The sequence below is a fragment of the uncultured Rhodospira sp. genome, assembly GCF_937138205.1.
GTDB lineage: Bacteria > Pseudomonadota > Alphaproteobacteria > Rhodospirillales > Rhodospirillaceae > Rhodospira.
The window spans coordinates 1-22,690 of sequence record NZ_CAKZOT010000074.1 but is presented as its reverse complement, the minus strand read 5'-3'; the positions used below and the strand labels follow the sequence as shown (position 1 = coordinate 22,690).

20 protein-coding genes are annotated in these 22,690 nt (G+C 70.2%); 16 read left to right on the top strand and 4 right to left on the bottom strand.

Annotated features, from left to right (window positions below; translation table 11 throughout):
• The first annotated feature begins 96 nt into the window (after positions 1-96).
• The 5 genes from tsaE (at position 97) to addA (ending at position 9,043) form a co-directional block, all read left to right on the top strand.
• Positions 97-576, top strand: coding sequence for a tRNA (adenosine(37)-N6)-threonylcarbamoyltransferase complex ATPase subunit type 1 TsaE (tsaE, locus tag Q0309_RS09970; protein ID WP_299440115.1), 480 nt, complete (start codon positions 97-99; stop codon positions 574-576).
• Positions 563-1,585, top strand: coding sequence for a phosphotransferase (locus Q0309_RS09965; protein WP_299440113.1), 1,023 nt, complete (start codon positions 563-565; stop codon positions 1,583-1,585). Before tsaE ends, Q0309_RS09965 begins: the two co-directional genes overlap by 14 nt.
• Positions 1,582-2,361: a nucleotidyltransferase family protein gene (locus tag Q0309_RS09960; protein WP_299440111.1), complete on the top strand. Its 780-nt coding sequence runs from the start codon at positions 1,582-1,584 to the stop codon at positions 2,359-2,361. The genes Q0309_RS09965 and Q0309_RS09960 overlap by 4 nt, the downstream gene beginning before the upstream one ends.
• Before the next feature lie 30 nt (positions 2,362-2,391).
• The gene (addB, locus tag Q0309_RS09955; protein WP_299440143.1) at positions 2,392-5,352 is read left to right on the top strand and encodes a double-strand break repair protein AddB; all 2,961 of its coding nucleotides are present in this window, start codon (positions 2,392-2,394) and stop codon (positions 5,350-5,352) included.
• 196 nt (positions 5,353-5,548) lie between these two features.
• Complete coding sequence (gene addA, locus Q0309_RS09950) at positions 5,549-9,043, top strand: double-strand break repair helicase AddA (RefSeq protein WP_299440109.1); 3,495 nt, start codon at positions 5,549-5,551, stop codon at positions 9,041-9,043.
• Positions 9,044-9,265: 222 nt separating this feature from the next.
• On the opposite strand, the gene recN is transcribed toward addA, so the two are convergent.
• A complete protein-coding gene (gene recN, locus Q0309_RS09945; RefSeq protein WP_299440107.1) occupies positions 9,266-10,981 on the bottom strand; it encodes a DNA repair protein RecN in 1,716 nt (571 codons plus the stop codon).
• 397 nt (positions 10,982-11,378) lie between these two features.
• Complete coding sequence (locus tag Q0309_RS09940) at positions 11,379-11,723, bottom strand: DUF1476 domain-containing protein (RefSeq protein ID WP_299440105.1); 345 nt, start codon at positions 11,721-11,723, stop codon at positions 11,379-11,381.
• A 173-nt stretch (positions 11,724-11,896) separates the two neighbouring features.
• On the opposite strand from Q0309_RS09940, the gene Q0309_RS09935 reads away from it, so the two are divergent.
• The 5 genes from Q0309_RS09935 (at position 11,897) to Q0309_RS09915 (ending at position 16,517) form a co-directional block, all read left to right on the top strand.
• On the top strand, positions 11,897-12,682 hold the full coding sequence (locus tag Q0309_RS09935) for an NRDE family protein (protein ID WP_299440103.1): 786 nt from the start codon (positions 11,897-11,899) through the stop codon (positions 12,680-12,682).
• Between the two features lie 87 nt (positions 12,683-12,769).
• Positions 12,770-13,156: a helix-turn-helix transcriptional regulator gene (locus tag Q0309_RS09930; RefSeq protein ID WP_299440101.1), complete on the top strand. Its 387-nt coding sequence runs from the start codon at positions 12,770-12,772 to the stop codon at positions 13,154-13,156.
• 140 nt (positions 13,157-13,296) lie between these two features.
• Positions 13,297-14,067 carry a phosphoribosylaminoimidazolesuccinocarboxamide synthase gene (gene purC / locus Q0309_RS09925; protein ID WP_299440099.1) on the top strand — a complete coding sequence of 257 codons (771 nt, stop codon included), beginning with the start codon at positions 13,297-13,299 and terminating at the stop codon, positions 14,065-14,067.
• A gap of 50 nt (positions 14,068-14,117) precedes the next feature.
• Positions 14,118-14,360, top strand: coding sequence for a phosphoribosylformylglycinamidine synthase subunit PurS (gene purS / locus Q0309_RS09920; RefSeq protein WP_299440097.1), 243 nt, complete (start codon positions 14,118-14,120; stop codon positions 14,358-14,360).
• A gap of 96 nt (positions 14,361-14,456) precedes the next feature.
• A complete protein-coding gene (locus Q0309_RS09915; protein WP_299440095.1) occupies positions 14,457-16,517 on the top strand; it encodes a VWA domain-containing protein in 2,061 nt (686 codons plus the stop codon).
• Between the two features lie 43 nt (positions 16,518-16,560).
• Here Q0309_RS09915 and Q0309_RS09910 read toward each other — a convergent pair whose 3' ends face one another.
• Both Q0309_RS09910 and Q0309_RS09905 read right to left on the bottom strand, forming a co-directional pair.
• The gene (locus Q0309_RS09910) at positions 16,561-17,298 is read right to left on the bottom strand and encodes an RES family NAD+ phosphorylase (RefSeq protein WP_299440093.1); all 738 of its coding nucleotides are present in this window, start codon (positions 17,296-17,298) and stop codon (positions 16,561-16,563) included.
• Positions 17,285-17,665, bottom strand: a complete 381-nt coding sequence (locus Q0309_RS09905) for an antitoxin Xre/MbcA/ParS toxin-binding domain-containing protein (protein ID WP_299440091.1) — start codon at positions 17,663-17,665, stop codon at positions 17,285-17,287. The genes Q0309_RS09910 and Q0309_RS09905 overlap by 14 nt, the downstream gene beginning before the upstream one ends.
• A 218-nt stretch (positions 17,666-17,883) precedes the next feature.
• Between Q0309_RS09905 and purQ the strand changes: the two genes are divergently transcribed.
• From purQ to Q0309_RS09880, 6 genes are all read left to right on the top strand, one after another.
• The gene (purQ, locus tag Q0309_RS09900) at positions 17,884-18,576 is read left to right on the top strand and encodes a phosphoribosylformylglycinamidine synthase subunit PurQ (RefSeq protein WP_299440089.1); all 693 of its coding nucleotides are present in this window, start codon (positions 17,884-17,886) and stop codon (positions 18,574-18,576) included.
• Complete coding sequence (gene purL, locus Q0309_RS09895) at positions 18,573-20,780, top strand: phosphoribosylformylglycinamidine synthase subunit PurL (protein ID WP_299440087.1); 2,208 nt, start codon at positions 18,573-18,575, stop codon at positions 20,778-20,780. The genes purQ and purL overlap by 4 nt, the downstream gene beginning before the upstream one ends.
• Positions 20,781-20,880: 100 nt before the next feature.
• Positions 20,881-21,090, top strand: a complete 210-nt coding sequence (locus Q0309_RS09890) for a type II toxin-antitoxin system HicB family antitoxin (RefSeq protein WP_299440085.1) — start codon at positions 20,881-20,883, stop codon at positions 21,088-21,090.
• Position 21,091: 1 nt separating this feature from the next.
• The gene (locus Q0309_RS18625; RefSeq protein ID WP_366940587.1) at positions 21,092-21,319 is read left to right on the top strand and encodes a type II toxin-antitoxin system HicA family toxin; all 228 of its coding nucleotides are present in this window, start codon (positions 21,092-21,094) and stop codon (positions 21,317-21,319) included.
• A gap of 33 nt (positions 21,320-21,352) precedes the next feature.
• Positions 21,353-21,514: a hypothetical protein gene (locus tag Q0309_RS09885; protein WP_299440083.1), complete on the top strand. Its 162-nt coding sequence runs from the start codon at positions 21,353-21,355 to the stop codon at positions 21,512-21,514.
• 44 nt (positions 21,515-21,558) lie between these two features.
• Positions 21,559-22,374: a hypothetical protein gene (locus Q0309_RS09880; RefSeq protein WP_299440081.1), complete on the top strand. Its 816-nt coding sequence runs from the start codon at positions 21,559-21,561 to the stop codon at positions 22,372-22,374.
• Positions 22,375-22,690 lie beyond the last annotated feature (316 nt).

Genomic DNA, 22,690 nt, shown 5'->3' with positions numbered 1-22,690 from the left:
GGGGCGCACCGGCCACCGCAACCCCGGCCTCCGTTGCGAGGCCGGAGGTGGGCCGTTACAACCGTCCCCATGACCCGACACGCCCCAGGACCCGACATGACCGACGTGATGCTCGACCTGCCCGACGAGGCCGCCACCGCCCGCCTGGGCGCGGCGCTGGCCGGGCTGTTGCGCGTCGGCGACGTTCTGGCCCTGCGCGGCGACCTGGGCGCCGGCAAGACGGCGCTGGCCCGGGCGCTGATCCGCGCCCGCACGGGCGAGGCCGACGCCGAGGTGCCAAGCCCCACTTTCACCCTTCTCCAGGTCTACGACGGCGCCGACGGCCTGCCGATCGCTCACTACGACCTGTACCGCCTGGAGCGGCCCGACGACGTGCTGGAACTGGACTTCGACGACGCGCTGGCGACCGGGGCCACGCTGATCGAGTGGCCGGACCGGCTGGGGCCGTTGCTGCCGCGCGACCGCCTGGACGTCACCCTGGCCATCGCCGGCGCGACGGCGCGCCGCGTCACCCTGACGCCGGCCGGAGCCTGGGCCGGGCGCCTGCCCGAGGTGGCCCGCCATGTCGGGGCATGAGCGCATGATCCGCGACCGCGACGCCGCCCGCGACGCCTTCGTCAGCCTTGCCGGCTGGGGCGACGCGCGCGTGACCTTCCTGGCCGGCGACGCCTCGTTCCGCACGTACCACCGACTGTGGCGCGGCACGCGATCCGTAGTGCTGATGGACGCCCCCCCCGAGCACGAGGACATCCGCCCCTTTGTCCGCGTCGCCCGTCACCTTTCGGGCTTGGGCTATTCGGCCCCCGAGGTGCTGGCCGAGGACCCGGCGCACGGCTTCCTGCTACTGGAGGACCTGGGCGACGAGACCTACACCCGCCGCCTGGCCGCCGGCGCGGACGAGGCGGCGCTGTACACGCTGGCCGTGGACCTGCTGGCCGACCTGCACCGTCGCCCCGCCGATATGGCGGCACCCCCCGGGCTGGCCCCGCCCTATGACGACGCCCTGCTGCTTCAGGAGGCCCGCCTGCTGACCGACTGGTTCATGCCGGCGGTGCTGGGCGAGGCGCCCGACGACGCCGCGCTGGCCGACTACGAGGCCCAGTGGCGCGCCGTGTTCCCGCCGGCGCGAGCGGTGCCGGACACCCTGGTCCTGCGCGACTTCCACGTCGACAACCTGCTGCACGTGCCCGGCCGCCCGGGCTTGGCGGGCTGCGGCCTGCTGGATTTCCAGGACGCCGTGGTCGGCCCGCTGACTTACGATGTCGTCTCCCTGCTGGAGGATGCTCGGCGCGACATGAACCCCGATCTGGTCGCGACCATGCGGGCGCGCTATCTCTCGGCCGTGCCGGGGCTCGACCCAGAGGCCTTCGCCGCCAGTTGGGCCGTGCTGGCGGCGCAACGCCACGCCAAGGTCATCGGCATCTTCACCCGCCTGTCGCGCCGCGACGGCAAGCCGCTGTACCTGGATCACATCCCGCGCGTCTGGCGGCTGTTCGAAGCGGCGCTAGACCACCCCGCGCTGGCCGGCGTCCGCGCCTGGATCGACCGCTACATTCCCCCTGAGCGGAGGACCCGTCCGCCATGACCCAGCGCCCGCATCAGACCGTCACCATCCCGCCGGTGGGCGACGTCGCCGTGCCCCGCCGGGCCATGATCCTGGCGGCCGGCCTGGGCACGCGCATGAGGCCCCTCACCAACCACACGCCGAAACCGCTGGTCCCGGTGCGCGGCCGGCCGGTCATCGACTGGACGCTGGACCGCATGGCCACCGTCGGCGTCGAGACCTGCGTCGTCAACATCCACCATCTGGGCGACAAGGTCCGCACGCACCTGGCCGACCGCACGGCGCCGCGCATCGCCTTTTCGGACGAGACCGACGCCCTGTTGGACACCGGCGGCGGCGTCCGCAAGGCGCTGCCGTTGCTGGGCGCCGATCCCTTTTTCGTGGCCAACGGCGACGTGTTGTGGCTGGACGGCGCCATTCCGGCGCTGACCCGGCTGGCCGGGGCCTGGGACCCGGCGCGCATGGACCTGTTGCTGCTGGTGCTGCGTCTGGCCAGCGCCAACGGATATGAAGGCCCCGGCGACTTCTTCGTCGATTCCTGGGGCCGTCCGCGCCGCCGCCGCCAGCACGAGATCGCCCCATTCGTCTACGCCGGCGTGCTGATGACCACAGCGGCCCTGTTCGAGGACACGCCGGATGGCCCGTTCTCGTTCAACCGCCTGTTCAACCGTGCCATCGACGAGGAGCGCATCTTCGCTGTGCCCCACGATGGCGAGTGGTATCATGTGGGAACACCCACCGCGCTTGCCCTGGCCGAGGAAAGGCTGGGCGAGCCCGGCCCCAGCAGCGAGCAGTAACGGAGGCCCGCCACGCCCCGCGTTTTCACCATCGCCCCCACGCGCCCGTTCGTGGACGTGCTGGCCGCCGGCCTGCTGGACCGCCACGGCGGTGATCCGCTGGCGCTGGCGGACGTCACGGTGCTGCTGCCGACGCGGCGCGCCTGCCGTACCCTGCGCGAGGCGTTCCTGCGTCGCGGCGCCGGCCGGGCGCTGATGCTGCCGCGCATGATGGCCCTGGGCGATGTCGACGAGGACGACCTGTTGCTGGCCGCGCCCGCCGTCCTGGGCGACGATCTGGCCGACCTGCCGCCCGCCATTCGCGACCTGCGCCGCCGGCTGCTGCTGGCGCGGCTGATCCAGGCGCGGCCGCTCGGGCCGGGCGACCGCCCGCCCACACCCGAGATGGCCGCCCGCTTGGCGCGGGAGCTGGCGAGCCTGCTCGACCGCGTGCAGACGCAACGGCTGTCGTTCGATCGGCTGGCTGCCCTGGTGCCGGAGCGCTACGCCGAACACTGGGGCATCACGGTGGATTTCCTGCGGGTGCTGTTCGAGGTCTGGCCCACCGTGCTGGAGGCCGAGGGCGCGCTCGACCCGGCGGCGCGGCGCGACCGGCTGATGACCGCCCAGGCCGAAGACTGGCGGACGACGCCGCCCCCCGGCCCGGTGATCGCCGCCGGCTCCACCGGGTCGATCCCGGCGACGGCCGACCTGTTGGCGGTGGTGGCCGGGCTGCCCAACGGCGCTGTCATCCTGCCCGGCCTCGACCGCGATCTGGACGACGAAAGCTGGTCGGCGCTGGACCCGACCCATCCCCAGTACGGCCTGCGCGAGTTGCTGGCCAGGCTGGGGATGGACCGCCGCGACGTACCCGACTGGCCGTCGCCTCTCGCCGGCGCGCCGTCAGCAAACGCCGCCCGCCTCCGCCTGACCGCCGAGGCCCTGCGGCCAGCCGCGACCACCGACGCGTGGCGCGCGGCCCCGGCCCTGCCGCCGTCGGCGCTGGCCGGCGTCGAACGGGTGACCGCCCCCGGCCCGCGCGAGGAGGCCGAGGCCATCGCCCTGATGATGCGCGAGACCCTGGAGACGCCCGGCCGCACCGCCGCCCTGGTCACCCCGGACCGCGATCTGGCGCGGCGGGTGGCGGCGCTGCTGGAACGCTGGCGCCTGACCGTGGACGATTCCGCCGGCCGGCCGTTGGCCGTGACCGCGCCCGGTTCGTTCCTGCGCCTGCTCGCCGTGGCGGCGGCCGAGGACCTGGCACCGGGACCGCTGCTCGACCTGCTGCGCCACCCGCTGGCCGGCGGCGGCCTGGACGTGGGCCGCTTCCGCGCCAGCGTGCGCGACCTGGAGCGCCGGGTCCTGCGCGGCCCGCGCCCGCCCGGCGGGCTCGACGGGTTACGCCGGGTGGCCCGCGCACGCGGTGTGCCGGTCGACGGCCGCCTGATGCGCCTTCTGGACCGCCTGGAAGAGCGGTTGGGGCCGCTCCTGACAATGATGAGTGGGCCACCGCTGCCGCCGCGCGCCCTGGTCGAGACCCACATGCAAGCCGCCGAGGCCTTGGCCGAAACGCGGACCACGCCCGGCCCCTTGCGCCTGTGGGCCGAAACCGCCGGCGAGGCCGCCGCCCTCTTCGCCGCCGAACTGGCCGAGGCCGCCGACGGCCTGCCGGACATCCAGCCGCGCCACTATCCGGGCCTGCTTGACGCCCTGATGGCCGGCCGCGCCGTCCGTCCGCCCCAGGGCGGGCACCCGCGCCTGTCCATCCTCGGGCCGCTGGAGGCGCGCGCCTGGCACGCCGATCTGATGATCCTGGGTGGACTGAACGAGGGCACCTGGCCGCCCGCCGTCGAGGCCGATCCGTGGATGAGCCGGCCCATGCAGGCGGATTTCGGCCTGCCGCCGCCGGAACAGCGCGTCGGCCTGTCGGCGCACGACTTCGCCCAGGCGATGGGCGCGCCGCGCGTCGTGCTGACCCGGGCGGAGCGGGTCGAGGGCACGCCGACCGTGCCCTCGCGCTGGCTGCTGCGGCTGGACGCTGCGACGGCGGCGGTGGGGCTGGCGGACGCCTGGGCGGCGGCCGCGCGCACCCCCTGGCTGGGCTGGGCGGCGCGCCTGCGCGCGGTGGAGACGGTGGATCCCGCACCGCCGCCGGCCCCCACGCCGCCGGTGGAGGCTCGCCCTGACAGGCTGTCCGTCACCCGCATCGAGACCTGGCGGCGCGATCCCTACGCCATCTATGCCCAGTATGTGCTGGGGCTGGAGGCGCTGGAGCCGCTCGACCGGCCGCTCGGCGCCAAGGACTACGGCGAGTTGGTGCACGCCGCGTTGGAACGCCTCCGCCTCGCCCATCCCGAGACCCTGCCCGCCGATGTCGAGCGGGCCTTGCTGGACATCGGCCGCGACGTGTTCGCCGAGGGCATGGCCGACGCGGCGGTGAATGCCTTCTGGTGGCCGCGCTTCCAACGCACCGCTGTGTGGGTGGCGGCCCAGGAACGCGCGCGGGCGGCGACGCTGCGCCGCGTCCACGTCGAAGTGAAGGGCGAGATGGCGCTGGCCGGCGTGGCGCGGCCGTTCACCTTGACCGCGCGCGCCGACCGGGTGGAGGCGTATCGCGACGGGTCCCTGGTGGTGGTCGATCACAAGACCGGCCAGCCGCCGGCGAAAAAGGAAGTCGCGGCCGGTTATGCGCCCCAGTTGCCGCTGGAAGCCGCCATGCTGGCCGCCGGGGCCTTCGCCGACGTGCCCGCCGGGCCGGTAGCCGGGCTGGAGTACTGGCGCCTGAGCGGATCGCGCGACCAGGGCGGCGAGATCCGCGCCGTGGCCGACGACCCGCCGACGCTGGCCGCCGAGGCCCTGGCCGGGCTGGTGGCCCTGGTCAATCTGTACGCCCTGCCGGAGACGCCCTATCCCGCCCGGCCGGTGCCGGACAAGGCGCCGAAGTATTCGGATTACGAACACCTGGCCCGTGTCCTGGAGTGGTCCACCGCCGGCGACGAGGAGGGGGCGTGATGGACGTTGCGCATCCCCTTGCGAGATGTGACGGCGTGGAGTTTCACTCCCGTCCCGCAAAAAAAGCCGTCATTGCGAGGAGCGAAGCGACGAAGCCATCCAGGGCGAGTATTGATGTTTTCTGCTCTGGATTGCTTCGCCCGCGTCTAACGACGCGGGCTCGCAATGACGGGGCACTGGGCGCGGAGACAGTGCCATGACCGGCCCCAATCCCGCCCCGCTCGACCCCGTCGCCCTGGCCGGGCGCGAGCAGCGCCGCGCGGCCGACCCGGCCGCCTCGGCCTGGGTGGCGGCCAGCGCCGGGTCCGGCAAGACCAAGGTGCTGACCGACCGCGTGCTGAACCTGTTGCTGGACGGCACGGCGCCGGAGCGCCTGCTGTGCCTGACCTTCACCAAGGCGGCGGCGGCGGAGATGGCCAACCGCGTCGCCCGCCGGCTGGCCGAGTGGGCGGTGTGCGACGATCCCACGCTGGCGCGGGCATTGGCGGACCTGTCCGGCGCCCGCCCCGATCCCGACCGCATGGCCGGCGCGCGGCGCCTGTTCGCCCGCGTGCTGGACACGCCGGGGGGCCTGCGCATCCAGACCATTCACGCCTTCTGCCAGTCGGTGCTGCGCCGGTTTCCGCTGGAGGCGGGCCTGTCCCCCGGCTTCCGGGTGATGGACGAGCGGCAGACCGCCGAAGCGAGCGAGACCGCCCTGCGCACGGTGCTGGAAACGGCGCGGTTGGGAGACCCGGCCGTCGATCCGCTGGCGGCGGCGCTGGAGACGGTGAGCGCGTGCGTCTCCGAGGACCGCTTCCCCAAGCTGATGGCGGCGATGAAACGCGCCGGGCCGCGCCTGCGGCGGATGTTCGCCGCGCGCGGGGGCCTGAACGCCGTGCGCACGGCCACCTGGGCGCGTCTGGGCGTGACCGAGGGCGAGACGCCCGAGGCTTTGACCTGCGGCGCCTGCGCCGACGGCGCATTCGACCACGCGGGGCTTCTCAACGTCGCGCAAGTTCTGGCCGAAAAAGGTGGGAAGAAAGAGAAGGAGCGCCTGCCTGGCCTGTTGGCCTTCCTTTCAGAGTCTGCGGAACAACGGCCCAGGTTGCTGGACGGGCACCAAGCCCTGTTTCTCGACAAGGATGGCAACCCGCGTTCAGAAAAGGGCTTGGCGTCCACAAAGGCCGTTCGCGACAGTCACCCCGACATCATCGAAATCATGGTCACGGAACAGAACCGTCTCCTGCGTCTCGCGGAGCACCGCCGCGCCGCCGCCGTGGCCGAGGCCAGCGGCGCCTTGCTGACGGTGGCCGATGCCTATCTGAAGGCCCTGTCCGAGCAGAAGGACGCCCGCGCGCTGCTCGACTTCGACGACCTGATCCACCACACCCGCGCCCTGCTGGAACGCTCGGACGGCGCCGCCTGGGTTCTCTACAAGCTGGACGGCGGCATCGACCACCTGCTGATCGACGAGGCGCAGGACACCAGCCCGGACCAGTGGGCGGTGGCGCGGATGCTGACCGAGGAGTTCCACGCCGGCCTGGGCCGCGAGGGGCCGCGCGGCGACACCGTGCCGCCCACCCGCACCGTGTTCGCCGTGGGCGACCGCAAGCAGTCCATCTACAGCTTCCAGGGCGCCGACCCGGCCGGGTTCGAGGCCATGCGCGGGCGCGTCGCCGACCGCGTGCGGGCCACCGGCGCGCGGTTCGAGGATGTGGGCCTGCATGTCTCGTTCCGCTCGACGGCGGCCGTGCTGGAGGCGGTCAACCAGGTGTTCGTTCAGGCCGACGCCCGCGACGGCGTGGCGGTGGGGGCCGAGGACATCACCCACATCCCGGCGCGTGTGGGACAGGCGGGCCACGTTGAGGTGTGGCCCCCCATCGACCCGCCCGAGGCGCCCGCGCCCGACCCCTGGAAACCGCCGGTCGAGCGCCTGCGGGTGGAAAGCGCGCCGACGCGCCTCGCCCGCGTGCTGGCGCAGCGCATCCACCGCATGATCGGCGGCGAACGGCTGGAGGCGCGCGACCGCCCCATCCGGGCCGGCGATATCATGGTGCTGGTGCGCCGCCGCACGCCGTTCGTCAACGACCTGTCGCGGGCGCTGAAGGGGCTCGGCGTGCCGGTGGCCGGGGCCGACCGCATGGTGCTGACCGACCAGTTGGCGGTGATGGACCTGATGGCCCTGGGGCAGGCGATGCTGCTGCCGGAGGATGATTTGACGTTGGCCACGGTGTTGAAAGGGCCGCTGATCGGGTTGTCAGAAGAACAACTGTTCGAGCTGGCCCACGGCCGCGCGCCGGGCGAACGGCTGTGGCACCGGCTGGAGGCGCGCGCGGGTGCCGATGATGCCTTTGGCGCCGCCTGGAAACACATGCACGACCTGATGGCGGTGGCCGACCTGATCCCGCCGCACGAACTGTTCGCCCGCGTGCTGGACACGCTGGACGGACGCCGCAACCTGGTGGCGCGGCTGGGGCCGGAGGCCGACGACCCCCTCGACGAGTTCATGGCCCTGGCGTTGGCCCACGACCGCGATCAGCCGCCCTCGCTGGGCGGATTCCTGCGCGCGTTGTCCGTGGCCGAGACCGAGGTCAAGCGCGACCTGGAGCACGGCGGCCAAGCGGTGCGGGTGATGACCGTGCACGGCTCCAAGGGCTTGCAGGCGCCGGTGGTCATTCTGCCCGACACGCGCGGCACGCCGCCGGCCGGCGATACCCACGTCTATTTCGACGGCGACGGCGACGACGCCCTGCTGCTGTGGCCGCCGCGCGCCGCCGACCGCGAGCCCGTCACCCAGGCGCTGGAGGACGCCCGCCGCGCCGCCCAGGACCGGGAATACCGCCGCCTGCTCTATGTCGCCATGACCCGGGCCGAGGACCGGCTCATCGTGTGCGGCTGGAACACGCGCAAGGCCGCGCCCGACGGCTGTTGGCACGCGCTCGTCGCGCGGGGCCTGCAGGGTTTCGCGGTGGCGGAGGACGACGCGGACCTGCTCGCCTGCGGCATGGCGGCGGAGTCCGCCACGGTGCTGCGCCACCGCTCGGACCAGACGCGCCCGCCCCGGCCGGACGACAGCGCGATGGACGCCGCACCGGCGGACACCGAGGCCCCGGACTGGCTGACCCGGCCGGCGCCCGCCGAGCCGCGCCCCTCGCGGCCGCTGGCGCCGTCCCATGTCCGGGCTGACCCGCCGCCGGTCTCGCCGGTGGCCCGGGCGGAGCGCGCGCGGTTCCAGCGCGGCATTCTGGTGCACCGCCTGCTGCAACACCTGCCCGGCCTGGCGCCGGAGCGCCGGGCCGAGGCGGCGCGGGCGTGGCTGGCGCGGCCGGTTCATGAATTGGATGCGGCCACGGTCGAGACGCTGGCCGATGAGGTGCTGGCGGTCCTGAACCATCCGGACCTGGCGCCCGTGTTCGGCCCCGGCGCGCGGGCCGAGGTGCCGATCGTCGGCGTGATCGGCGACTCCGTGGTGTCGGGCCAAGTGGACCGGCTGCTGGTGACGGACGACCGGGTCGTCGTGGTGGATTTCAAGACCAGCCGGCCGGTGCCGGCCGATCCGACTGCGATCCCCGACACCTACGTGCGCCAGATGGCGCTGTATCGGGGGGTCCTGGACCAGATCTACCCGGACCGGGCGATCACCTGCGCCCTGGTCTGGACCGCCGGCCCGGGGGTGATGGTGCTTGATACGGCGAGGCCGGTGGCATAGGCGGGTGCACGACAGGTCGCGCCAATGGACGGCTGTCCTGCGACATACCGGCAGACGATCGGTTGGGCGCCACGACAAGCGTGTATGTCTATGCCGTCCGACGCTTGGGATGATACCATCGCTCCTTTGACGACATCCGCAAGGTGGTCGCTCTTCTCAACCAGATCCCTCGCCTCCTTCGGAGGCGTCGGGATGACCAATCCTTGTGTCGGGCGATGCGAATCAGGGTGCTTGGGAGCCGGTCGCCAGGTCCAGGTCCAGTTGCGCCGTGCCGGCGTGCTGCAGCAGGGTCTCGGCGGCGGCGCGGGCTTCGGCGGTGACGGTCGCCCCGGCCAACATGCGGGCGATTTCCTCGCGTCGCTCCTCGTCCGCCAGGCGAACCACGCGCGTCACCGGCGCGTCGTCCCCGGCCGCCTTCTCCACCCGCCAGTGATGGTGGCCGGTCGCCGCCACCTGCGGCGAGTGCGTCACCACCAGCACCTGGACGTCCCGCGCCAGCCGCGCCAGCCGCTCGCCCACGGCGGCGGCGGTGGCGCCGCCGATGCCGGTGTCGACCTCGTCGAACACCAGCGTCGGGATGGTCGAGGCGCGGGCCAGCACCACCTTCAACGCCAGCATGAAGCGGGCCAGTTCGCCGCCCGAGGCGATCTTGTGGATCGCTCCGGGGGCCGTGCCGGGATTGGTGGCCACCTGAAAGGCGACGCGGTCCAGGCCCTCCGGTCCCCAGTCGCGTTCGTCCATCGGCTCCACCCGGGTGGCGAAGCGGGCCTTGTCCAGCTTCAGCGGTGGCAGTTCTCCGTTCACCGCCGTGTCGAGCGTCGTCGCCGCGCTGGTCCGGGCCGCCGACAGCGCCCGCGCGGCCGTCAGGTAGGCCTCGCGCGCCGTCTGTTCGGCCTTGGCCAGGCCGGCCACGGCGCCGCCCTCGTCCTCCAGGGCGTCCAGGCTGGCCCGCGTGCGCGCGGTCAGGTCGCACAGGTCGTCCACCGCCACGCCGTGTTTGCGCGCCAACCCGCGCAGGGCGAACAGGCGCTCCTCGACCTGATCAAGATGGCGCGGATCGAGATCCACGTCGGCGGCGGCGTGGTCGAGCGCGGCGCGGGCCTCGGCGACCTCGATGGCGGCGCGTTCCAGGCCCTCGGCGATCGGGCCGAGCGCCGGGCCGGCGGCATCGCCCAACCGCTCCAGGTGCCGCTGGGCGGACCGCAAGGCGGCCTCGACGTCGGTCGGTTGGCTGAGCGCCGACAGCGCGCCGTTCAGGCCCTCGGCCAGCTTCTCGCCGTTCATCAGGCGGGTGCGCTTCTCGGCCAGGGCGGCCTCTTCCTCGGGCTTCGGGTTCAGCGCTTCCAGGTCGGCCAGCATGACCCGCAGGTGGTCCTCGTGCGCGCGGGCCTGCTCCAGATCGCGCAGCGCCGCCGCGTGCGCCCGCGCCGCCGCCCGCCACGCGTCCCAGGCGGCGCGGCAGGCGATCAGATGCGATCCCAGCGCCCCGTGCGCGTCCAGCACCGCCCGGTGAGTCCCAGGATCGAGCAGGCCGTGCGTGTCGAACTGGCCGTGCACCTCGACCAGCGTCTCGCCCAGCCGGCGCAGCAGGCCGACGCTGCACGGCTGGTCATTGACCCAGGCGCGGCTGCGGCCGTCGGCGTTCACCGCGCGGCGCAGCACAAGCTGGTCCTCGGTCTCCGCCATGTCCTGCTCGGCGAGGATGGCGTGGGCCGGATGGTCGCGGCCAATATCGAACGCCGCCGTCACCGACAACCGCTCGGCCCCGGCCCGCACCAGACCGCTATCGGCCCGCGCCCCCAGGGTCAGCCCCAGGCTGTCCAGCAGGATCGACTTGCCCGCCCCGGTCTCGCCGGTCAGCACACCGAGCCCGTCGCCGAACGACAGGTCAAGGCGCGCGATGAGCACGACATCGCGGATGGACAGCGAAACCAGCATGGCGGCGGGCGGACCGAACGCGAGAGAGGAGAGGACCGGCTCCGCCGCATTGAACGGGAACCGGCCCGGGGGAGCAAGGTCGGAAGCGTCGCAGTCAAAATGGCGAAGCCGGAAGGCACAGTCCGCGACCCTTAAATTGTATTGGGCGGAAGGCGGGGCAGAGCAGCGTTGACGTCCGAGGTTCGGCACCAGACATCAGGGTGCGCAATCGAACCTTCGACACGATCACATGCCGCCGTGGTTCCGGCCATTATCATCTAAAAGTTTAAGCGGATCTGTCTGAACACCCTATCAATCGGTTTGCGCAGGCTTTCGAGGGAGTCGAGCACCGCAGGCCAAACCCGTCCCGTCGCCGCATCATCCCGGCAGACCTGTGTGTTGATACCGGCCGGCCGGCTCAGCGCGGCGCAGAGCCGACCAGTTCGGCGTTGATCTGCGCCTCGGCCTCGTGCAGCAGCTTGGCCGCCCGCAGGTCCAGGCGGTGGTGCGAGATCTCGATGCCCCGGGCCGTCAGATCGGTGCGCACCTTGTCCAGCAGATCGGTGCTGCCGGCGTGGGTCAGGTCGTATTCGATCAGGCTGTGCGCGTAAGCCTCGGCCTCGGCGCCGGTCAGGCCGAGTTCCCCGGCCGCCCACAGCCCCAGCAGCTTGTTGCGGCGCGTCGTGATGCGGAACCGCAGGGCCTCGTCGTGTTCGTATTTCGCCTCGAACGCCTTTTCGCGCTCGCGGAACGGATCACTCATCCTTGTCCCCTCTCACTCGTCCGGACCGCAGCCCTCCCCGCTGTGCGCGCCCGTTATACCGTCGCCGCGCGGCCCCGGCCTACCCCCTTTTTCGCCAAGTGTTTTGTGGATACGCGCCGGAGCGACTACATTGGACTCCGACGTGCCACGGGCCAAAAGGAGACCAGCATCCCATGTGTACCGTGATCGTGTTGCGCCGGTCCGGACATCCCTGGCCGCTGATCCTGGCCGGGAATCGCGACGAGATGCGCGACCGACCGTGGACCGGCCCCGGACGCCACTGGCCCGACCGGCCGGAGGTGGTGGCCGGGCGCGACGACCTGGCCGGCGGCTCCTGGCTGGGGCTGAACGACCACGGCGTGGTGGCGGTCATTCTGAACCGGCCTGGCACTCTCGGTCCGCAGGCCGGCAAGCGCAGCCGAGGCGAACTGGTGCTGGAGGCGCTGGACCACGCCGACGCCGTGGCGGCCGCCGAGGCGCTGGCCGACCTGAACCCCGACGCCTACCGGCCGTTCAACATGGTCCTCGCCGACAACCGCGATACCCTGTGGCTGCGCCATGCCGGACCCAGGCCCGTGGAGGCCAGGGCCTTGGATGACGGCCTGTGGATGATCTCCGCCGCCGACGCCAACGACGAGACCGACCCACGCATCCGCGCCAACCTGCCGCGCGTTCGGGCGGCGCCGGTGCCCGATCCCCCGGACCCGGAGAGCTGGGACGCCTGGACGGCGATGCAGGGCCTGGGCGCCGATCCCGACGCGCCGGCACCCAACGCCGGGATGTGCTTTGAACTGGACAGTGGATTCGCCACCGTCAACGCCGCCCAGATCGCCCTGCCGGCCCCGGCCGTGGACGGCCCCGCGCCGATCCTGCGGTTCGCGCCGGGACCCCCGGATCGGACGCCGTTCGCTGCCGTTGACCTTGATCTTGGTGGCACGGTAGGCCGCCCGGGGTGTTGACAGTGGGCACCCAAAACAGCTTGATTTGGTCACAAATCTGTCATACGTCTAGCCGACAGGGGATTGTATGCAAGCGGGGGAGGCGGCGTGACGCCGAAGGACTTCAAGCACTGGCGCAAGGGCGTCATGCGCATGTCGCAAAAGGAGGCGGCCGAGGCGCTGGGCCTGAAGCGCCGGGTCGTGCAGTACTACGAAAAGGGCGAGCGGGACGGGGACTCCCTCGAGATCCCCAAGGCGGTGCGCCTGGCCTGCTTCGCCCTGGCCCAGGGGGTGACGGACTATCACGGCCCGGCGTTTGGTGCCCAGGGCGTGCCGCCCGAACCAGACGCGGGAACCACCCCGGCGCCGGACGAGGTGGCCGGATCCAAGGCCCGGAAAAAGAAGAAGGCCGCGCCCGCCGCGCGAGACACAGGCGCGGACGACGCCTCGCCCGCGCCCGAGGGCAGCGCCGAACCCCAGGCGGCCACGGGCTGACCCCAGGGGTCCGGCCTGATCCTCAACAACCACCTTTCACCCGCGCGCCGCCCGCGCTATGGTGCGCCGATCACGCCCGTCGCCCACCGGTGACGGGTGTGCGAGTCTTTTCCCTCCGCCACTCCCACAAGACGACACTGATGGCCCGACGCAGACAGATCTATGAAGGCAAGGCCAAGGTCCTGTTCGAAGGACCCGAACCCGGCACCCTTGTGCAGTATTTCAAGGACGACGCCACCGCCTTCAACAATCAGAAAAAGGGCACCATCACCGGCAAGGGGGTGCTGAACAACCGCATCAGCGAATTCCTGATGCAGCGCCTGGGCGACATCGGCGTGCCGACCCACTTCATCCGCCGCCTGAACATGCGCGAGCAGTTGGTGCGCGAGGTGGAGATCATTCCCATCGAGGTGGTGGTCCGTAACGTCGCCGCCGGCTCGCTGTCCAAGCGCTTCGGTATCCAGGAAGGCACCGTGCTGCCGCGCTCCATCGTCGAGTACTACTACAAGAGCGACGACCTGAACGACCCGATGGTCACCGAGGAGCACATCACCGCCTTCGGCTGGGCCAGCATCCAGGACCTGGACGAGATGATGAGCCTGTCGCTGCGGGTCAACGACTACCTGTCGGGCCTGTTCCTGGGCATCGGCCTGAAGCTGGTGGACTTCAAGCTGGAGTTCGGCCGCGTCTACGACGACCAGACCGACGAGATGCACCTGGTGCTGGCCGACGAGATCAGCCCCGACAACTGCCGCCTGTGGGACGTCAAGACCAACGAGCGGCTGGACAAGGACCGCTTCCGCCGCGACATGGGCGGCGTCGAGGAGGCCTATCAGGAGGTCGCCCGCCGGCTCGGCATCCTGCCCGAGGGCGGCCCGCGCGACATCCAGGGACCGGCGGTGTTGCAGTAGCCATTCAGGCCGGGGCAGCCGAACAACCAAAGACCTTGAGGAGTCCGTCCGTGAAGGCGCGCGTTCATGTCACCCTGAAGCCCGGTGTGCTCGACCCGCAGGGCAAGGCCATCGCCAATGCGCTCCAGTCGCTGGGGTTCGATGGCGTGAAGGAGGCCCGCCAGGGCAAGGTGATCGACCTGGACCTGGACGACACCGACGCCGAGACGGCGCGAGCGCGCGTGGACGACATGTGCCGCCAACTGCTGGCGAATACCGTCATCGAGACCTACCGGATCGAGGTGGACGCCTGATCGGCGCCCCGCCCGTGGCTTGACACCCGGCGCCTCGGTCCCGCACGATTGCACGTGACTATCATTTCACTGCCATCAGTGTGCGGAGGGTGTTCGATGACCGTGCCCATCCACCTCGGTCGCGTCGCCCTGGCGGCCGGTCTCGTCCTGGGGTTCACCGCCTTTCTGGTCGCGGTGACGACGGCTGATCCGGCGCGCGCGCAAGCCCCCGAACCGCCGCGCACCGTGCTCGTCCTGGACGCCTCCGGGTCGATGTGGCAGCAGATCGCGGGCGGTCACAAGATCACCATCGCGCGCGAGGTGGTGGGCGAGTTGCTGGGCACCTTGCCGGCGGACCAGACGCTCGGCCTGTGGGCCTACGGGCATAACCGGAAAGGGGATTGCGCCGACATCGAGGAGCTGGTGCCCGCCGGCACGGGCAACCGCGACGCCATCCGTGCCGCCGTCGAGGGCCTCAACCCGAAGGGCAAGACCCCTCTCTCCGACGCCGTCCGGCGCGCCGCCGAGGCCCTGCGATACGAGGAGAACGCGGCCACGGTCGTGCTGATTTCCGATGGCCGCGAGACCTGCGACCGCGACCCCTGCGCCGTGGCCGAGGCCCTGGAGGCCGCCGGTATCGACTTCACCGCCCATGTCATCGGATTCGACGTCGACGCGCCGGAGGACCAGGCACAACTGCGCTGTCTGGCGGAGAACACCGGGGGCACGTTCCGCACGGCCGACGACGCCGGCTCGCTCCAGGAGGCGTTGTTCGAGGTCACAGCCGCGCCAGAATCGGAGCCCGAACCCGCCCCCCAACCAGAGCCCGAGACACCGGCGCCGGAGGTCACCTTGACGGCGCCGGCCACCGCCCCGGCCGGATCGCGCGTCGCGGTGTCGTGGGACCCGACCGTCACGCCCCGCGACTATGTCACCATCGTGCCGAGGGGCACCCCCGACGACGAAATCGGCAGCTACAAACGCGCCAGCAGCCGAGACCAAAAAGACCAGGTTCAGGCCCCGAGCGACCCCGGGCTGTATGAAATCCGCTACGTCCTCAACGAAGGCCGGCGTGTGCTCGCCCGGGCGCCCCTCGAACTGACCAACGCCGCCGTCACCCTGACCGCGCCCGAGACGGCGCCGGCCGGATCGCGCGTGCCGGTGTCCTGGGATCCCACAGTGGACGTCCGCGACTATGTCACCATCGTGCCGATGGGCACGCCCGACGATGAGGTCGGCAGCTACAAACGCGCCAGCAGCCGGGACCAAAAGGACCAGATTCAGGCCCCGGGCGAACCGGGGCTGTATGAAATCCGCTACGTCCTGAACGAAGGCCGGCGTGTGCTCGCCCGCGCGCCCCTCGAACTGACCAACGCCACCGTGACCCTGACCGCGCCCGAGACAGCGCCGGCCGGATCGCGCGTGCCGGTGTCCTGGGATCCCACGGTGGGCGTCCGCGACTATGTCACCATCGTGCCGATGGGCACGCCCGACGATGAGGTCGGCAGCTACAAGCGCGCCAGCAGCCGGGACCAAAAGGACCAGGTTCAGGCCCCGGGCGAACCCGGGCTGTATGAAGTCCGCTACGTCCTGAACGAAGGCCGGCGTGTGCTCGCCCGCGCGCCCCTGGAAATCGTGCCGCTGTCGGCCACCGTGACGGCGCCGGGCGAGGTCGTTGCCGGGGCCGCCCTGGACGTGTCCTGGGACGGTCCGGGCCGGCGCGATGACCGCGTCGAACTGGTGCCCGCCGAGGCGCCGCCGGACGCCGCACCCCTGGAGGCGGCCCGCGCCGACCGGGACGACAGCGCGCGATTCACCGCGCCCGATGACGCCGGGTCCTACGCCGTGCGCTATCGGCTGGGCGAGACGGGTGCCATCTTGGGCAGCGCCGATGTCGCGGTCATATCCGTCGCGGCGTCCCTGAACGCGCCGGATACGGCCGCTCCCGGCGAGACCATCCGCGTCCGCTGGACGGGACCGGGCGGTGAGCGCGACCGCATCGCCGTGGCGGCGCCGGACCAGGGACCGTTCCAGTGGCTGGCGGCCACCGGGGTGAAGACCGACGAAGGCGACGGCGTGGCCCTGACCCTGCCGGGCACGCCGGGCAGCTACGAACTGCGGTATGTGGACGTCGCCAACGGAGCGGTTCTGGCGACGCGACAGATCGAGGCGCGGTGACCCCAGCGGTGGAACAGGACCAACCGAAGCGGACATCGGGCCATCACCGCGATTCGGGATCGGGAACCCTGTCGTCCGTGGTTGCCCAGTCCGCGATGCTGAATTCTTTCCGCAGGCGCGGAAACTCGCACCACGCCTGCACCGTGGTCTCTCTGACCAGGACGTGCCATGTCTGTTGCACTTGGGGCTGCCGGTCAACAATCGCCCGGATCTCCAGGATGGCGCTATTGATGCCACCGTCGGGACATCGCACCGAGCGATAGCGAAGCGCATCCACCCCGGCCGCCCGTGCGTCGTCGGCCAAATCCTGGCACGCCCCATAGTCCGTTGGATGCGACCACAGATCCGCCTCTGCCGAGAGGGGCGCCGTGGTCAGGTCGATGGCGCGCGAGGCCCTGAAACGGACCTTGAAGGCCGTGGCCTGTTGGGGCGTTTCGGGCCGTTTGGCCTGGGGCGCATCCAGGAAGAACAGAAGCCTGTAGAAGCAGAACTCGCCCAGGGCGGTTTGCACCCGATCGCTTCCGTAGAAGACGCCGTCCTCTTGAAGCGCCCGCCGAAACCGGGACCCCTTGGGATAAGGGCGATACCGGAACGGGGTTGCGATCAGGTAGTGGTACCCATCGCACGCGGGCGGCAGGGGCGGCTTCGTCTGATCCAGAAGCTGTTCCAGGCGCGCCTGTTCGTCCAAGCTGTCGGTGATGCGGACGGTTGCCGCCGACCACTGGTCCTCGACCAGTCGCCAGGCGTCGCCGGAGACCGGCACCGGATCAAAGGCGCGCACGATGGCTGTCCAGATAGGTCATCACGCTGACAAGGCCGTCGATGCGCTGGATGAGATCGCAGGGGCGGCCCCGGAGCGCGGTGTTGTCGGCGCGCATCCAGGACTTCGCGGCGTCGTCGTCCGGTCCCACGATTCCGGACAGGCTGCGAAACACCCGGATTAGCAGCAGCGCGATTTCCAGGGGCTTGCCGTCCAGCGCCGCCTTGCCCCGATCGAGCCGGGACACCTGGGACTGGGAGATCCCCAGAACGTTGGCGAGGATCACGTTGTTGAGGCCAAGAAGGCGGGCGGCCCGCAGGACGGCTTTCCCGACCAGGACGCCGTCGCCCGGTGATGCGGTGACGGCCGCCGCCGTTTCGCCGGTCATGGGAACCTCCCCTGAAGGCGCTGTAACATCTCTATGTAGCAAGATATCGGATCAATGCTGCCATGAGCAAGATCTCATGCGGCGTTATCCACAGAGACATGCTCACGCGGCCCTGTTCTTCCCGCGCGTGCCAGCCGTCCCAGGGGGGCGACAGGCGGGCCGATCCGCGCTATACCCGGCGCCATTCCGTTTCCCCCGACCCATCGAGAGCCCCGCCCGTGAAGTCCGCCGTCATCGTCTTTCCCGGCTCCAACTGCGACCGCGACGTGGCCGTCAGCCTGGAGCAGACCACCGGCCGCCCGCCCGTCATGCACTGGCACGGTGACCCCGACCTGCCCGCCGACCTGGACCTGATCGTCGTCCCCGGCGGGTTCTCCTACGGTGACTATCTGCGCTGCGGCGCCATGGCCGCCCACGCCGCCGCCATGACCGGGGTGCGCAAGGCCGCCGAACGCGGCGTGGCCGTGCTGGGCATCTGCAACGGCTTCCAGGTGCTGTGCGAGGCCGGGCTGCTGCCGGGCGCCCTGATCCGCAACCGCGACCTGCGCTTCGTCTGCAAGGACGTGCACCTGCGGGTCGAGACCACGGACACCATCTTCACCGGCCACTATGCGCCCGGGCAGGTCATCCGCATCCCCATCGCCCACCACGACGGCAACTACGTCGCCGACCTGCCGACCCAGTGTATGCTGGAGGACGAGGACCGCATCGCCTTCCGCTACTGCGACCCGGGCGGCAAGACCACGGACGCCGCCAACCCCAACGGCTCGCTGGACCACATCGCCGGCATTCTGTCGGAGGAGCGCACCGTGCTGGGCCTGATGCCTCACCCGGAACGGCTGGCCGACCCGCGCCTGGGCGGCACCGACGGCCGGCCCCTGTTCGCCTCGCTGCTGGAGGCGCTGTCATGACCGAGATCACCCCCCCCAAGATCACTCCCCAGATCATCGCCGAACACGGCCTGACCGCCGAGGAATACCAGCGCGTGCTGGAGATCCTCGGCCGCGACCCGAACATCACCGAGTTGGGCATCTTCTCGGTCATGTGGTCGGAGCACTGCTCCTACAAGTCCTCGAAGAAATGGCTGAAGACGCTGCCGACGTCCGCGCCCTGGGTGATCCAGGGACCGGGCGAGAACGCCGGCGTCATCGACATCGGCGACGGCCTGACCGCCGTCTTCAAGATGGAAAGCCACAACCACCCCAGCTTCATCGAGCCCTATCAGGGCGCGGCGACCGGTGTGGGCGGGATTCTCCGCGACGTGTTCACCATGGGCGCGCGGCCGGTGGCCAACCTGAACGCGCTGCGCTTCGGCGCCCCCGACCACCCCAGGACGCGCCACCTGATTTCGGGCGTGGTGGCCGGCATCGGCGGCTATGGCAACTGTGTGGGCGTGCCCACCGTGGGCGGCGAGGTCAACTTCCACCCCGACTACAACGGCAACATCCTGGTCAACGCCATGACCGTGGGCATCGCCCCCGCCGACCGCATTTTCTATTCCAAGGCCAGCGGGGTGGGGAACCCGGTGGTCTACGTCGGCTCCAAGACCGGCCGCGACGGCATCCATGGGGCGACCATGGCCTCGGCCGAGTTCAACGCCGATTCGGAGGAAAAGCGCCCCACGGTGCAGGTCGGAGACTCGTTCACGGAAAAGCTCCTGATCGAGGCCTGCCTGGAGCTGATGGCCACCGACGTCATCGTCGCCATCCAGGACATGGGGGCGGCCGGCCTGACCTCGTCGTCGTTCGAGATGGCGTCCAAGGGCGGCCTGGGCGTCGAACTGACGCTGGACCGCGTGCCCATGCGCGAAGAGGGCATGACGCCCTACGAACTCATGCTCTCGGAAAGCCAGGAACGCATGTTGATGGTCCTGGAACCGGGCAAGGAGCCGGTGGCCGAGGCCATCTTCCGCAAGTGGGGCCTGGACTTCGCCGTCATCGGCCACCTGACCGACACCGGGCGCATGGTGCTGACGTGGTACGGCGAGACGGTGGCCGACCTGCCCATCGACCCGCTGGCCGAGGCGGCGCCCGAGTACGACCGTCCGTGGGAGCCGACGCCGCCGCAGGCGGTGGTCGCGGCGGCCGACGTGCCCGAGGTGCCGTGGACCGAGGCGCTGCCCGCCCTGATGGGCTCCCCGGACGTGGCCAGTCGGCGCTGGATCTGGGAGCAGTACGACCACATGGTCATGGGCGACACGGTGCAGCGCCCGGGCGGCGACGCGGCGGTGGTGCGCATCCACGGGTCCGAGCGCGGGCTGGCCATGACCACCGACTGCACCCCGCGCTATGTGCGCGCCGATCCCGTGATGGGCGGGCGACAGGCGGTGGCCGAGGCGTGGCGCAACCTGACCGCCGCCGGGGCGCGGCCGCTGGCCGTCACCGACAACATGAACTTCGGCAACCCGGAAAAGCCCTTGATCATGGGCCAGTTCGTCGGCGCCTGCCAGGGGCTGGCCGAGGCGTGCCGGGCGCTCGACTTCCCGGTCGTGTCGGGCAACGTCAGCCTCTACAACGAGACCGAGGGCCGCGCCATCCCGCCCACGCCGACCATCGGCGGGGTGGGCGTGATCGACGACCTGGACCGCATGGCCACCGTGGCGTTCAAGGCGCCGGGCGAGGCCATCGTGGTGATCGGCGAGCGGCCGGACACGCGCGAGAGCGGCTGGCTGGGCCAGAGCCTGTACCTGCGCGAGGTGTGCGGCCGGGAAGAGGGCGCGCCGCCGCCCGTGGACCTGGAGCACGAACGCCGTGTGGGTGACCTGGTGCGCGGGCTGATCCAGACGGGTAGGGTGACCGCCTGTCATGATGTGTCGGACGGCGGCCTGCTGGTCGCGGTGGCGGAAATGGCGCTGGCGGGGGACATGGGCGCGACGCTGACGCTCGCCGCGCCGTCGGCGGCGGCCCTGTTCGGCGAGGACCAGGGGCGGTATGTGGTCACCGTGCCGGCCGACGCGGTGACGGGGCTGCTGGCCGAACTCGGCGCCCTGGCGCGCCACATCGGCGAAACGGGCGGCACCGGCCCGGACGCCGCGATCACCATGGGCGGGGCGGAGGTGACCCTGGCCGACCTGCGCGCGGCGCACGAAGGGTGGCTGCCGGGGGTGATGGGGTAGGGAACCCCATAGCGTCGCGACACCGCTTCAGGCTAGACTCGCGGCACGCGAGCAGGCGCCTTGTCCTGATCGTGTCCTCTCGATGGATATGGAGATCCCGATGAATCTGCGTGTCCTGATCCGACCCGACCCGGAGGACGGCGGGTTTGTCGTCAGTTGCCCGGCGCTGCCGGGCTGTCATTCCCAGGGCGAGACCGTGGACGAGGCGCTTGCGAACATCCGCGAGGCCATCGAACTGTGCCTGGAGGTTCTGAACGACCGCGCCACGGCCTCTGATCCGCATGATCAGGTGATGGACATCGCGGTATAGCATGACCCGCCTTCCCGTCCTGTCCGGAGCCGACGTTCTCCGCGCATTCGAAGCGGCCGGTTGGCGTGTTGCTCGTCGACGGGGGAGCCATGTGATCCTTGAGAAACCCGGCCACGATGCCACATTGTCCGTTCCCGTCCACAAGGGGCAGCCCGTCAAGCGCGGCACCCTCCGCAGCCTGATCCGGGACGCGGGGGTGAGTGTTGAGGACTTCGCGCGCGGTTTGTGACATCGGCGCGGCCCGTCGTGGCCCGCCGTCACCGTGCCGGCCGAGGGGGTGACGGGGCTGCTGGCGGAGCTGGGTGCGTTGGCGCGGCATATCGGCGAGACGGGCGGCACCGCGATCACCATGGGCGGCGCGGAGGTGACCCTGGCCGACTTGCGCGCGGCGCACGAAGGGTGGCTGCCGGGGGTTATGGGGTAGGGAGAAAAAGTTAACGCACGGTCGCTGAGGAAATGATGGCTCGATTGGCGCATACCAAAGAGACATTTCGCAGTCTATTTGCCAAAACGGGAAACCAGTGCGCATTCCCCGGATGCAATCATCCTCTAGTTGACGATGACGGCGATTTTGTGGCCCAAATCTGTCATATTGAAGCGGCCGAACCGAAGGGGGAGCGTTATAATCCAGCTATGACCGACGAAGAACGTCGTTCGGAGAAGAACCTTGTCGTCCTTTGCTACAGACATCACGTAAAAACGAACAACACAGATATATATTCGGCTGAAGTCCTCCGGGAAATGAAGAGGGAACACGAATCTAATTTCGGAGAGAGCGCCTTCTCTATTAGAGAAGAGGCATTAGATCAGATATCAAAAGAACAGAATTTGCTATATCACGACATCGAAAAAATAAACTCATTGTGGCTTAAAGAAGTTAACGAGGCAATGGAGGTTGACGTTCATAGAGATCCCTTACACCACATCTTCGCAGTCAGAGAGAACTTAGGGTACGTTGTAAACGTACTTGATGAAATCGATAAAGTATTTGACGAACTCCCAGAGGATATAAGAGAACTAATCATTCAAAACTCTCAAGATGTCAAATTGTATGACAGAATTTCTTCCTCTGACAACCCCTTCTATAACATTTTGTGGGAGTTCAGAGCAATTGGCGTGCAGAATGCCCTCAGAAGAATCGGAGTTAATCTGAAAGCCGTAGAGATTCATATCTTGTTTAATACGTTAAGAATGGATCCCGACGACGTTGATGTAAGAAAAAAGTTGACTATTTTAAAAGAAGAGATGCTCGATCTTGCTGGGTCCGCATGCTACAATGATTGAGGTATTGGAGGCCGTGGGCCGGCTTCGTGCCGCAGGCGCAAGTCGCCGTGTCCGGGACCGGTGGCGGATTGGCCCGTTCGCGCGGGCCGAATCCACCCTACACGTCGTCTCCCATCGCCACAGCCGCGTGCCTCCGCTCCGGCCGGGTGACGCTCCCTTGGTGTTCTTCGTGTCTTGGTGGTTCACCTCTGCGGCCGGGCGGAAGAAAACCACCAAGACACCAAGGACACCAAGGCACCGCGCCAATCCGCCCGGCCTCTTGCCCATGGCGCGGCCCCCAGAGCCCGCAGGCCGCCTTCGCGTCCCATGCGCAAGC